Origin of the sequence: Wenyingzhuangia aestuarii (genome assembly GCF_011927765.1) — a bacterium.
Lineage (GTDB): Bacteria > Bacteroidota > Bacteroidia > Flavobacteriales > Flavobacteriaceae > Wenyingzhuangia > Wenyingzhuangia aestuarii.
On sequence record NZ_JAATJG010000003.1, the window covers coordinates 161,304 to 174,441 of the forward strand.

At 31.6% G+C, this 13,138-nt stretch carries 8 protein-coding genes and 1 other RNA gene; 2 read left to right on the plus strand and 7 right to left on the minus strand.

Annotated features, from left to right (window positions below; translation table 11 throughout):
* Positions 1 to 18: 18 nt before the first annotated feature.
* The 3 genes from GGR97_RS04180 to ssrA all read right to left on the minus strand — a co-directional run bounded on the left by GGR97_RS04180 (position 19) and on the right by ssrA (position 1,766).
* The gene (locus GGR97_RS04180) at positions 19 to 306 is read right to left on the minus strand and encodes a helix-turn-helix domain-containing protein (RefSeq protein WP_167897259.1); all 288 of its coding nucleotides are present in this window, start codon (positions 304 to 306) and stop codon (positions 19 to 21) included.
* Positions 307 to 352: 46 nt separating this feature from the next.
* On the minus strand, positions 353 to 1,231 hold the full coding sequence (locus tag GGR97_RS04185) for a hypothetical protein (protein ID WP_167897260.1): 879 nt from the start codon (positions 1,229 to 1,231) through the stop codon (positions 353 to 355).
* Positions 1,232 to 1,366: 135 nt separating this feature from the next.
* Positions 1,367 to 1,766: a transfer-messenger RNA gene (gene ssrA / locus GGR97_RS04190) on the minus strand.
* Between the two features lie 66 nt (positions 1,767 to 1,832).
* On the opposite strand from ssrA, the gene GGR97_RS04195 reads away from it, so the two are divergent.
* A complete protein-coding gene (locus GGR97_RS04195; RefSeq protein ID WP_167897261.1) occupies positions 1,833 to 2,060 on the plus strand; it encodes a DUF3820 family protein in 228 nt (75 codons plus the stop codon).
* Between the two features lie 76 nt (positions 2,061 to 2,136).
* Here GGR97_RS04195 and kdsA read toward each other — a convergent pair whose 3' ends face one another.
* The 3 genes from kdsA to GGR97_RS04210 all read right to left on the minus strand — a co-directional run bounded on the left by kdsA (position 2,137) and on the right by GGR97_RS04210 (position 10,180).
* Positions 2,137 to 2,955, minus strand: a complete 819-nt coding sequence (gene kdsA, locus GGR97_RS04200) for a 3-deoxy-8-phosphooctulonate synthase (protein ID WP_167897262.1) — start codon at positions 2,953 to 2,955, stop codon at positions 2,137 to 2,139.
* A gap of 55 nt (positions 2,956 to 3,010) precedes the next feature.
* On the minus strand, positions 3,011 to 9,562 hold the full coding sequence (locus GGR97_RS04205; protein ID WP_167897263.1) for an alpha-2-macroglobulin family protein: 6,552 nt from the start codon (positions 9,560 to 9,562) through the stop codon (positions 3,011 to 3,013).
* Positions 9,563 to 9,703: 141 nt separating this feature from the next.
* Positions 9,704 to 10,180, minus strand: coding sequence for a hypothetical protein (locus GGR97_RS04210; protein WP_167897264.1), 477 nt, complete (start codon positions 10,178 to 10,180; stop codon positions 9,704 to 9,706).
* Between the two features lie 104 nt (positions 10,181 to 10,284).
* On the opposite strand from GGR97_RS04210, the gene GGR97_RS04215 reads away from it, so the two are divergent.
* Positions 10,285 to 11,637, plus strand: a complete 1,353-nt coding sequence (locus tag GGR97_RS04215) for a UDP-N-acetylmuramate--L-alanine ligase (RefSeq protein WP_167897265.1) — start codon at positions 10,285 to 10,287, stop codon at positions 11,635 to 11,637.
* Positions 11,638 to 11,671: 34 nt separating this feature from the next.
* Here the strand turns inward: GGR97_RS04215 and GGR97_RS04220 are convergent, their stop codons facing one another.
* Entirely contained in the window at positions 11,672 to 13,102 is a 1,431-nt protein-coding gene (locus tag GGR97_RS04220; protein WP_167897266.1) for a sulfatase, read from the minus strand.
* Positions 13,103 to 13,138: the final 36 nt, after the last annotated feature.

Genomic DNA, 13,138 nt, shown 5'->3' on the forward strand with positions numbered 1-13,138 from the left:
TAAATAAGTTTAAGTATTTTAAGAAATTCTCTTGTACTTAAATTCTTTTATAGTACCATCATTGTTATAAATCTCAGTATGAGCAATGTGTTTTTTAGCACCAATTAGAGTTTCTTTTAAAAGTCCTTTCTTTATATAAGAACGTACAGTCTGAATATCTACTCTAATTATTATCGAAACCTCTTTTGTGGTATAAAGCTTTGATAAATGACCTTCTTTTAAGGTCTTTAATATTAAATGTTGTTGGGATTTTACTTGGTCAATTTCTTTTAAAATAGCACCAAAGGGATCTACGTAATTACTCATAATTTATTAATTTAAATTTATGAGGCAATAATATAAAACAGGCTATTTAACTATTGGTTTTACTGGTCTCGAGAGTGGTTTCAGGTTTAATTACATCCAAAACCGATAATTTATCATAAAAATCAGCATCATTTTCCGTAGTACCATAGTTAAATTTCTTTCTAAAATGACTCAGAGTAATTCTTACATCAAAAAGCTTTTCTGACATAGGATGTAAAGAATTTTTCACTCCACCACTATTTTGAATAAATTGATGATTAATCACTCCTAAATCATTTAATTTACGAACAAATACACCGTAGTTTTCAAATCTGTTATAAACTTCATCAAAAAACTTTTCCCCATTGGTGTCATAAATCTTATTCTCAATCAGTAGAGTTGATAAAGGTTTCCTGTATTTTTTCTTAATACATTTCTCAAAAAATTCTGTTTCTAAAAGTGAGCTGTCTTTTGATGAGATTGAATGATCGTTAGCTTCAATAGGCTTGCTAGTTATGCACGTCAAACTATCATCATATTGCTCTTTTTTATTGTCTCTCTGTATTATACTCTCTTGTTCAAAAACCAAAATTAAATACGGTAGTACATTATCTATATTTTCAATTAACCCTCTATAGTTTGACTCATTAGGTTTATACTCTTTCTGAATATAATCTTGGAATATTTCATTAAGTGCATTTATAAAGTTTGGGGTTGTTAAAGTATAATTTGAGTTCATCAAATTATCAAACCTCTCACTATGAAAGAGATCACAATCAACAGTTTCATTCAGCTCTATATTTAATCTTTTCCTAGCCTTATTTATTTTAATCTGTTTTTTAATTCTCTTTTCAATGTAATCATGCCTGTTTATTAAAAGCTGTGTATAATACTTTGTTTTAAAAGACTCTTTATTTAATGAGAGATTAAGTGTGTTAAAATTCATAATGATTAGCTATATTTGATTATAAATTTAATCAAATTTTAAACCAAAAAACAAGAAACTGAGATTTTAAAATTGTCAACCAAATTGTCAACTAAAATAAAAAACCCCTACAAACACTGGGTTTATAAGGGTTAAAAGTGGAGACGCCGAGAATCGAACTCGGGTCCAAACGAGCAATCGCGTAGCTTTCTACATGCTTAGTTTCTATAGAATTGTCGGCAGAGGGCTGGCTAAAAACGACCTACCCTTAGCTTAACTTATTGAGCTTCAAAAACGCAGCTAAGTTATACGTTTCCTATTTAGACTTTTACGACATCTCTAAATTGCACGCGGTCTATCAGCGCTGGCATGAGATGCATAGCTTGCTCACCTTGTGAGCCTAGGCCTTATCGTACTATTAATTCAGATAATTAGGCAGCCATGGCGAAAGATTCTTCACCGTTTATTGTTGTGGAACCTCGATTTACGAGAATGAGCTCCATCTCTCGGCATGCTTACTAGTTAATTGACCTCGCTGTCAAAACCAGTCGTCCCCATTATATCAAAGAAGTTTGCAAATGTATATATTTATACCTTCAAAACATATACCAATATACAAATAATGAACAATTTGTCAGATCATCAATACCTTATTAAATTAGCAAACACTAAAATGCCGTTTGGAAAGTACAAAGGACATGATTTAATCAACCTACCAGAACATTATATTGTATGGTATAAAACTAAAGGATTTCCTCCTGGAACCTTAGGTAAAATGATGGCTGAAGTATATGAACTAAAATTAAATGGATTAGAAGATATTATTCGTAAACTAAAAAACAGCAATTAGTATAGTGTTAGTAAGTATTAAGAGCCAGTACATAGTATACATCCCCTTAATACTCACGCTATTTTCTCTCTAAAAATCACAAAGTATTGATTACTTTTCTAATAGCAGATAAATCTGTTAATAGTTTTTCTAAATATTGAATATCTAACATGTTAGCTCCATCTGATTTTGCATTTGCAGGATCAAAATGAGTTTCTATAAACAAACCATCTACTCCGGCAGCAATTCCTGCTCTAGCAATAGTCCCAATCATATCGGGTCTACCTCCTGTAACACCACTTGTTTGATTTGGTTGTTGTAAAGAGTGAGTTACATCTAAAACTGTTGGAGCAAAAGCTCTCATTTCTGGAATCCCTCTAAAATCTACAATCATGTCTTGGTACCCAAACATAGTTCCTCTGTCTGTAATCCAAGCTTTATCAGAACCTGCATCTTTTACTTTTTGAACTGCATGTTGCATAGCTCCAGGACTCATAAATTGTCCTTTCTTTAAGTTTACTACTTTACCTGTTTTGGCAGCAGCTACTACTAAATCTGTTTGACGAACTAAAAAAGCAGGAATTTGTAAAACATCTACATATTCTGCAGCCATGGCAGCATCCGAAATTTCGTGAATATCTGTTACCGTAGGTACATCAAAAGTTTCAGAAACTTTACGTAATATTTTTAAAGCTTTTTCATCACCTATTCCCGTAAAGCTATCAATACGAGATCGATTTGCTTTTTTAAAACTTCCTTTAAATACATAAGGAATCTTTAATTTATCTGCAATAGTTACTACTTGCTCTGCAATTCTTAATGCCATTTCTTCACTTTCAATAGCACAAGGTCCGGCTAGTAAAAAAAAGTTATCGCTGTTTGCGTGTTTAATTTTTGGGATTAGATTTAAGTCCATTTCTTAGTTTGTTTCTATGGGTTCAAAGATACATTTTTACAGATACATATAAAGGCTATTTTACCTCTATACGAATTCCTTTACTATGACTGCTAAACTCTGGAGCATACATACTCTGAATAGTTGTAATTCCGTTACTAAATACTCCTTTATGACTCACTCTTAAATCGTATTCAAAAACATAAATTCCTTTGTCAATTCTATCAAAGAAGAAATGAGTACTTGCATCTTTGGTACTTTGATAATATCCCAATCGGTCTTGCCATTTATAAGCAGATAATACCTCAACAGGTTCTAATCCGGATGCTCTCATATCTTTCATATGAATAAACTCCATAGCTCTATCTGTAGACAATTCTATCCTTACCGTTAACAAATCAGCCACTTTTAAAGTGGTATTATTTGCTACCTCTGTTAACAACGGTCCGTTAGCAGTATTGGTTTTTACAAATACTTTTTTGTTGAGTTTTAAAGGTGTGTTTGCCGTTTTAATTTTATCCAAATCTTCAAAATACTGCCAATACAAACCACCCCAAGCAACACCTTTGTCCTTTTTAGTTAAAGTAACCGTTGCCATGTTTGTATTTATTTCTGCGGGTTTCCATTTGGTTTTAAAATACCCTGTTCCTGCTTCTACTTTTGCATTTTCTAAAGTACTTACCTCTAGTTTTTCTCCCCCAATGTTAATAGCTACAGTATCCTCAGCCAACCAATCCGATCCTTGTAACAACAACGCATAAATTGCTTCTGAAGTAGCTTTGGTGGTTTTCCATTGTTGTGTTTGCTTATTCTTTAACAACCACTTTTTTAACTCATCAACTTTTTTTGTATTGTTTGCTACTTCCGAAAACACTTCTATTAGCAAGCTTTGTGTTTCTATAGGAGATTGATACCAATACCAACTTGCTTTGTTTTCTTTCCAATACATTCCCATTTCATCACTTGTAACGCTATTTTCTTCTAAAGATTTTAACACATTATTAGCCGTTTTTAAATGGTTATTTCTGTGTTGAATTAACGTAATTAATCCTTTATTATACAAGCTTTCTTGTTTCCAATATTTTATAGTTTGATGAAAGTAATAATCTACAGCCTCTTTTAACTTTTTATCTGTAATTGGCTGTATGTTAAAACTACGGATGTATAAATATTGCAACTGAACACTGTACAAGTGTTTTTTATTTAAATAATCTTGAGCCAACAACACTCCTTCTTTTTTAGTTTTTGCTTTAGATTTTATATTTTCTGCACGTACTAACAATCTTTCATAATCTTCTAACAATTCCGCATTTACATAAGCCTGTGCTTTTTCAATAATTTTTTCTGTTTTTTTATGATTGATATTTACTCCCAAATGTTTTAAGTGTGCAAAGCCTTGCAAAATATGTTGAGTAATATATCTGTTAGAATGGTCAGATCCGCTAAACCAAGGAAATGCACCACTAGAAAACTGCATTTTATCTAGCTTATTAATAGTTTGTTCTAAGCTATTTTCTAGTTTAGACAAATCAAACAATAAAGCAATTCTTTTCTTTTGTTCGGTTTCTGATTGCGCATCTCTTAACCAAGGAGTTTCTTGAATAATAATGGATTTTAACTCTTGATTTTTTTCCAAATTACTAATCAAAGTTTCTGAATTTGCCCATTGATCAAACACCTTTTTAATTTTAGGATTGGAGTTTAAAATATGACTTGCCAATTGATTTGCATAATACCTAGCAAAAGTTTGCTCTGCACACTCGTGCGGATATTCCATTAAATACGGCAAAGCTTGCACAGCATACCATGCAGGATTAGATGTTATTTCTAAAGTTAATTGATGGTGTTTTAAACTTTCTGAAGTATTATTTTTTAAACCATTTAAAACAAACGTTTTGGTTTCTCCACCATTTACCCACAAAGGCAACGTTTCTGTAACCAACATTCTGTTAGACAATACAGGCAACACATTTTGTTCTCCATCTGAATAGTTAGTACTCGCTGCCACAATTTTGTACTGTACAGCAGAAATATTTTCTGGAATTTGCAATTGCCAAGACACCGATGTATTTCCTTTTCCAACAACCTTAAAATCTTTTGTGGTTTGATGGTTTTGCAACAAAGCATCTATGTTTTTACCCGTAGTAGGATCGGTAAGCTCTAATCTTACTTTTCCTTGCTGAACACTAGTTGCTAAATTTGCAATTTTTGTACTAAATGTAATTTCATCTCCTTCTCTTAAAAATCTTGGAGCATTTGGAGTCACCATTAACTGCTTTTGTGTAACTGTAGTTAAACTTTTTACTCCGGTATTTAATTCTTTGTCATGAGCTAATAATTGCAATTTCCACTTGGTTAAATCTTCTGGCATGGTAAACTCAAAAGATACTTCTCCGTTTTCATCGGTTTTAAGCTGTGGAAAAAAGAAGGCTGTTTCGTTAAAATTGGTTCTAGCTTTTATATTCCCTAACTGCTCTTCTAGTTTTTTTGCTCCTGATTTTGTAGTCACTATCACTACTCCATTTGCACCTCTAGTTCCATATATAGCTGTAGCCGCTCCATCTTTTAACACATCAATACTACTAATTTCATCAACATTTAATTGTGGATCTTTATCATAAACTACTCCATCAACTACATACAAAGGGTTGTCGCCAGCCTCTAAAGAAGCCATTCCCCTAATTTGAATGTTATCTTCAGCCTCCGATCTTGTTGTACTTATAATATTTACTCCGGACACCTGACCTTGTAAAGCCCCTGTTACTTCTTTCTTTTTTTGAGTACCGTAACCAACTACCACAACCTCATCTAAACTTTTACTGTCTTCTTCTAAAACAACTACATAACTATTATAGGATTTTTCTATTTTTAGTATTGCTTTTTGGTAACCTAAATAACTAAAATACAATTCTTTGTTTTCTAGATTTTCTAAAATAACTACTCCATCAAAACCTGTTAATATAGGTTTTTCTCCACCAACAATAGTTACTCCTGGAAGAGGTTCATGATTAGCATCTACAACAGTAATTTTCACCTCATCTTTTGCTAAAGAATCATTATGGGATTTTTGAATATTATTAAATTCAAAAAAATAATTTTTTATCTCTCTAAGATAATTTCTATTTACCCAAGAATCATTTGTAAAACTAAATCCAAACCAGTTAAATTGATGAACAGCCAACTGATAGTGATGATAAAAATATCTGTAATTAGAACTTCTAATTGTTAATGTATTTGTTCTAAAATTATTAAAACTATTTATATAATTTGATGTTCTATAAATTGGTAATTGTACAGGATTAAAACTCCAAGTATGAGGTTTAAACTGATCTAAAGAAACATCATACATAGATGCTAACACCTCTGCTGTTGCCTTTTGCTGATTGGCTCCTTTAATTTTAAAACTCCACTTTTGAGTAGCTCCAGGTTGTAACAAATCTCTAAACGTAAGGGTTTCTATACTTAAATCTTTAGGTTGATATGGAACCGAAACATGAAGAACACCACTAGCTATTGCATTGTAATTTACTCTGTGCCATTTAATGGCAAAACCACCTCTATCTTTTTCTGATACAGGAATTTTTATTTTCTTAATTTGATTATTTAACTCTATTTGATGTACCGAAACTGTTTTGTGATTTTTTTCTACCTCCACAAAAACAGTCATCCCTTTAAAAGATGAACTCACAGAAAGGATTACATAATCTTTAGGTTGATACACTTCTTTGTCTATAGAAATTTGAAACAACTGGTTGTCGGCAACTTTTTTAGCTTTGGAATTTAACAACGTAAACAATTGTTCATCTTTTACCAATTGCCCCCACTTATCTTTAGAAGTAGCAACTACTATATATTTTCCTAACTCCCATTTTTTAGTTTTTCCCAAACTAATTTTAGGTTCTTTTTCCGTATCAAAACTTTTAGAGAATACTAATTTTCCTTTTTCCCATTTTTTAGGATCCAAATCTTCTTCTTTGTACGTTTCAAAAGGAAATAATTTGGCATATTCTTCTTTAGAAAAAGTTTGCACATCTGGACTAGACCAGGGTCTATTTCTATACACCATTTGCGGAGCTACTAACTTATAAATTTTTAATTCTCCTTGTACAGCAACAAATTGTCCGTTTAAGTTTTCACTATCAATAGTTAGTGAGTTTTTATCACAACTATCTATCTTATTTTTAAGTGATACTTCTAGCCTTAAGGAATGATATCCTACAGCAACTTCTGTTTCTGCACTTCTGGTTTCTCCATTTATATCTGTAACATCGGCATAAATAGTATAGTAAAAAGTCGGCTGATTTTTTTTATCGACATTCACATCTGGAAAAGCTTTAAACTTTACTTTATAATCCCCATTGCCATCTGTAATAATTTCTCCGTTTGCTATTTCTGTTGGATTAGAAGGACGACCCCACCAACACCATCTTGGAAACTTAGCTTTTCTTACCACTCTATATACCACTTTTGCATTGGTAATTTTACTTCCAGACAAAGCAATTGCTTCTCCATTTACGGTTACAGAATCGTTTACTTTATACGTTTCTTTTATGGGTGTAAAGGACGTTTCAAACTTTGGTCTTTTGTATTCTTCTACAGCTATTTTGGTAGATACATATTCTATTTGTTTTCCGTTTCTAAATACCTTAAAGCTGTACTGCCCATTTAATCCACCTGTTGGCAATTCAAAAGTAGAAGCTACCGTTCCAAATTCATTCAGTTCTAAAGTTGCCTTTTTTACTTGCTGATTATTTACATCGTACAAAACAACCTCAACAGATTCGTTACTAACCACCTCTGTATTCTTCCCTTTCTTTTTTAACACAATGGCCTTAAAAAAAACTTTTTGGCCAGGTCTATAAATACTCCTATCTGTAAACACAAATGGTTTGTAACTAATAGCTGAACTAGTGTTTCCTGTATAATTATTATAGTTATACAAATAGATATTCTCAAAAAAAGCGGTATCTGTTTTTGTAACTACTTTTGCAGTTACATTTCTGTAATATTGATGATTTTCAAATTCAAAAAAACCGTTTTCATCAGTTACAAAATCTTTATCAATTTTAGATTCTCTTGTATTATATGGTTTATTTTTTAAATAAACTTTAGCCCCTAAATAAGCACGTCCAGTTTGTCTGTTTAACACCTGAAACAAACCTTTGTCTTTTTTAAGATATGTAAGATTGGTTATTTGAAAATATTGTAAACGACTGTTTTTATTATTCTTTATAAAATTCCCTTTTAAAATATATAGTCCTTGTGGAATTTTTGGTAACAAAATTTCTGTTGAGTGTTGCTGATAATCATTTTTATTGGGTAATTCTGATTTCCATTCTTTATAAACAGGCAAAAGATTTGTTAAAGAATCTTTTTTACGAGAAACTCTTTCCTCTTTTATTTGTTGGTATTGTGTTGAATTTACCTTGTAAATAGTCCCATAAAACTCGGTTACGTTCCTATATTTTAGCATTGCTTTTGATTGTTGATTTACAGGCATATATTCCTCTGTAACACAAAAAACTTCTTTTGATTTTATAGCATTGATCAACTCTTTGTTCTTCTGAAACAACTCATGATCCTGATCAAGATTCTCCAATTCCTCACAGATTTCTAACGCCTTTTTAAAAGCATATTGATGCGTTGTATTAGACTTAGGATTGTACGTTTCTCCTAGACTATAATACGTTTTTGCAATTTCAAAATCTATATAAACTCTTGCCTTAGATAGACTGTATTTCTGTTGTAGTTTTTGTAAAAACGTTAGTTTTACTTGTTTAAAATCCTCAATATCTGATTTGTTCTGCACATACTCAACAGCCAGTAATAAAGTTTTAAAATAGTCTTCTTGATTGGTTTGCTTTTTATGAAACTGAATTAATTCTTGATACAATTTTAAAGACAAATACTTGTTAGATAAACTATCTGTAGTGCTAAAATGATAGGTTTCTATTTCTGATAAATATTCCTTTTTATCTATTACAAAAGGCTCTTTAGGTTGTGTAATACTGCTTTCGCTTTTATTATAAAAATCTAAAGCATTAAAAACTAAAAAATCAAACAACGTACTTATTTCATTTAACTGATTTTCTTTGATTAAAACCTTATAATCATCAATTTTGATAGTTATAAGCAACTCTTTTTCTTGTAAAGAAGCATTAAAATGTTTGTGAATTTCTGTATATAATGTTTTTAAATCCCATGTTCTAAAATCATCATCATTTACTTTTTTAGCTGTTTGAGTTCTGTTGTAAAAATCCCATCTATGAGCTTGAAAATAATCTAAATACATCTGTCCCAACAAACTGTGCAAAAGTGCTTTTGATACTTTATTGTTTGTTGCTTTTATTTGCAATTTAAAATTGTTCACAATTTTTAACTGAGCATTCTCTTCTAAGGTTAATGCAAATTTACTTTGATACAGCAAGCATCTTATTTTTTGCACTTCGTTCTTTTCTTTTACCGCTTTACTATAAATAGCATCTACCTTTTTTAAAGAGGATTTTGGCAAAAGTTTTAGCTCATCTTCATATACTTTTACCCACAAATTATCATAGGAATTAAATTTACTTTGAGCTTGCAATACGCACGATAAGAATAGAAAAACAACAAGAATACTCTTTTTCATAATAGCAGTTTTTTAATGGCAAATTAACACTTTAGAAGGACTCTATTAAAACTTACATCAATTAGAATACCAACTTTATATACCTCATAAAAAAAGCCCCTGTAAACACAGAGGCTCTAAGTAAAGTTTTTAAAAATAGAATTAGAATTTATAACGTGCTCCTAAAGCTATTTCTAAAGACAAATCGTTGTTACCATTAATAATTCCAAGTTCTGGTCTTGTGTCTAAAGATAATTGTAATGGAAACTCAAAATTATATTCAATACCAACAGTTCCTGCAGCATTGATAAACGTTTCACTATCACTCCCCATAGTCTCTATAGTTCCTAGTCCAGCACCCGCACCCGCAAACCAATTAAACCCATCAGCCAAAGAGCTTAAGTCCCATACCCATTGGTAAACACCAGATAACTTATAAGCATCTACATTATCGCTACTTCTTATTCCTAAATCAAACTGTAATCTGTTAGCATCAGACAAAGCTCTCTGATACGAGATTTCATACCCTAAACCATCATTATCACCTAAACGCAAACCAATGGCATGTTTAGACAAATCTTGAGCTTGTGTTGCAAAACCTGCTAACAACAATCCCAAAGTAAAAATTGTTTTTTTCATAAGTACTTATTTTATATTCAACGCTAAATATAGCAAAACAAAACAGTCAATACAGAATTCATTTCTTAAATTTACTTTTTAAGATTATCAAAAAAAAATCTCACATGAACATACATTTTATTGCTATTGGAGGTAGTGCAATGCACAACTTAGCTATTGCTTTACACAAAAAAGGATATCAAATAACAGGTAGTGATGATACTATTTTTGAACCTTCAAAATCCAGATTAGCAAATCATGGTCTATTGCCTTTAACTTTTGGATGGTATCCTGAAAAAATAACCAAAGATATTGATGCTATTATTTTGGGAATGCATGCAAAACCAGACAATACAGAATTGTTAAAAGCACAAGAGTTAGGGTTAAAAATTTATTCTTATCCTGAATTTTTATACGAGCAATCTAAAGAAAAAACAAGAGTAGTTATAGGAGGATCTCATGGAAAAACCACCATTACCTCTATGATTTTACACGTTTTAAACTACAACAACATTCAGGTTGATTATATGGTAGGTGCGCAATTAGAAGGATTTGACACCATGGTACACCTAACTAAAGAAAATGAATTTATAGTTTTAGAAGGAGATGAATATTTATCTAGCCCTATAGACAGACGACCAAAATTTCATTTATACAAACCCAACATTGCTTTGTTAAGTGGAATTGCTTGGGATCATATTAACGTATTCCCAACTTTTGAAAACTACCTAGAACAGTTTTCTATTTTTACAGACTCTTTAACTCCTGGTGGAATTATGGTCTACAATCAAGAAGATGAATATGTAAAACAAGTGGTTGAAGGTTCTGAAAATACTATAAAAAAATATCCATATACCACTCCTACTTACACAATAGATGATGGTACTACTTTATTAGACACTCCTGAAGGAGATTTGCCTTTAGAAATTTTTGGAAAACACAACTTACAAAATTTAGCAGGTGCCAAATGGATTTGTCAGCACATGGGAGTTGGAGAAGAAGATTTTTACGAAGCTATTGAAAGCTTTAAAGGAGCTAGCAAACGATTGGAGAAAATTGCAGAAAACAACAACGCTGTTCTTTTTAAAGATTTTGCCCATTCGCCTAGTAAAGTTGCTGCTACAACTACTGCTGTTAAAAATCAATACAACAACAGAACCGTAGTAGCTTGTTTAGAACTACATACGTACAGTAGTTTAAATGCTGAGTTTTTAAAAGAATACGAAGGTGCTTTAAACAAAGCTGATAAAGCCGTAGTTTTTTATTCTCCAAAAGCAGTAGCTATTAAACAATTAGAAAAAGTAACTGAGCAGCAAATTAAAGATGCTTTTAAAAGAGATGATTTAATTATTTACACCAATCCAGACAATTTTAAACAGTTTTTGTTTGAACAAGATTTTAACAATACCGCAACCTTATTAATGAGTTCTGGTAATTACGGAGGTTTAGATTTTGACGAGCTAAAAAAAATATATTAATCAAAAAAACAGCCATTTAAAACGGCCATTTTTTTTAATGCTTTTTTCTTTTTTTCTTAAAAAAATTCTTTTCTGGATTGTAATCTTTATTTACTGTAGGCATTTGCGCATTTACGCTTTTTCTCCAAGTTTCTAAGTCCTTTACTAATTCTTCTGTCTTTTCTGGATACTTAGTAGCTAAATTAGTAGTTTCTCCAATATCTGTTTTTAGATTGTATAATTCTAAAGTATCATGTTCAAAAACCTGAATTAGTTTCCAATCTCCTTTTCTAATTGCACTATAAGGTTTTGCACCTCCTGGATGATAATGTGGATAATGCCAATACACAGCATCTCTTTTAACAACTCCTTTGTTTAATAACAACGGACTTAAATCTACCCCATCTATATTTCTAGGGGATTTAACAAAACTGTTGGTTAATCCCATTAAACTAGGAAATACATCTGCCGAAATAGCTACCGTTTCTGTAACAACTCCTGCTTTTATTTTATTTGGCCATTTAAAAATTAAAGGCACTCTAACACCCCCCTCGTACACATCTCCTTTTCCCGATTTTAGAGGAGTATTTTTAGTGGGTAGTAAATGTCCTCCGTTGTCACTATGAAAAACTAAAATGGTATTTTCTTCCAATCCATTTTCTTTAAGAGCTTTTACAACTGTTCCTAAAGCAGTATCCATATGCTCTATCATGGCTGCATAAGTTGCATTTTGATGAGTCATTCCTTTTTTAACCAACGCTTTGTATTTCTGAACAACTTCTTTTTTAGCCTGCAACGGCATATGTACATTGTACAACCATAAGTTCATAAAAAAAGGTTCTTTTTTATGTTTCTGAATATAAGCTACAGCTTCTTTAGCCAACCTATCGGTAAGATACTCTCCTTTTTCACCATCGCTTAATCTAGGATTGTTGTACGGTGAAAAATATCCTTTACCTCCATCTGCCTTAGGAGAACCTGCACTAAACCCTGCAATATTCTTATCAAACCCTTGGTTTTCGGGCCAGTATTTAGCATCCTCTCCCAAATGCCATTTTCCTAAATGAACGGTTTTGTATCCGTTTTTTTGAAACATTTCTGCAAGCGTTACCTCATCCAAATCTAATTTTTGATTCCATTCAGGAATTTTCAATTTAGCATAAGGTTTTTCATGTCCCTCAATCCAATCCGTTACATATAATCTAGCAGGATATTTACCTGTCATAATACTAGCTCTTGTTGGAGAACAAACTGTACAAGATGCATACGCATTTGTAAAAGACATTCCATCAGAAACTAATTGATCAATATTTGGTGTTTGGTATAAATCACTTCCAAAAACACTAGCATCTGTCCACCCCATGTCATCTACCAAAAAGAAAACAACATTGGGTTTAGGTCTATTATCTTTTGATGATGAATTTGATTTACAAGAATTGAATAAAAAAGTAAAAACAATTGCAAAAAGTAATATTGTGTTTTTCATTTATAAAGTAAAAAATAAGAATGTTCAAGCTACTAA

Bases quoted from the DNA above. Each gene is read 5' to 3' on its own strand.
- GGR97_RS04215 (WP_167897265.1), top strand. From the start codon at position 10,285: ATGAACATACATTTTATTGCTATTGGAGGTAGTGCAATGCACAACTTA.
- GGR97_RS04195 (WP_167897261.1), top strand. From the start codon at position 1,833: ATGAACAATTTGTCAGATCATCAATACCTTATTAAATTAGCAAACACT.
- GGR97_RS04210 (WP_167897264.1), bottom strand. From the start codon at position 10,180: ATGAAAAAAACAATTTTTACTTTGGGATTGTTGTTAGCAGGTTTTGCA.
- GGR97_RS04205 (WP_167897263.1), bottom strand. From the start codon at position 9,562: ATGAAAAAGAGTATTCTTGTTGTTTTTCTATTCTTATCGTGCGTATTG.
- GGR97_RS04220 (WP_167897266.1), bottom strand. From the start codon at position 13,102: ATGAAAAACACAATATTACTTTTTGCAATTGTTTTTACTTTTTTATTC.
- kdsA (WP_167897262.1), bottom strand. From the start codon at position 2,955: ATGGACTTAAATCTAATCCCAAAAATTAAACACGCAAACAGCGATAAC.
- GGR97_RS04180 (WP_167897259.1), bottom strand. From the start codon at position 306: ATGAGTAATTACGTAGATCCCTTTGGTGCTATTTTAAAAGAAATTGAC.
- GGR97_RS04185 (WP_167897260.1), bottom strand. From the start codon at position 1,231: ATGAATTTTAACACACTTAATCTCTCATTAAATAAAGAGTCTTTTAAA.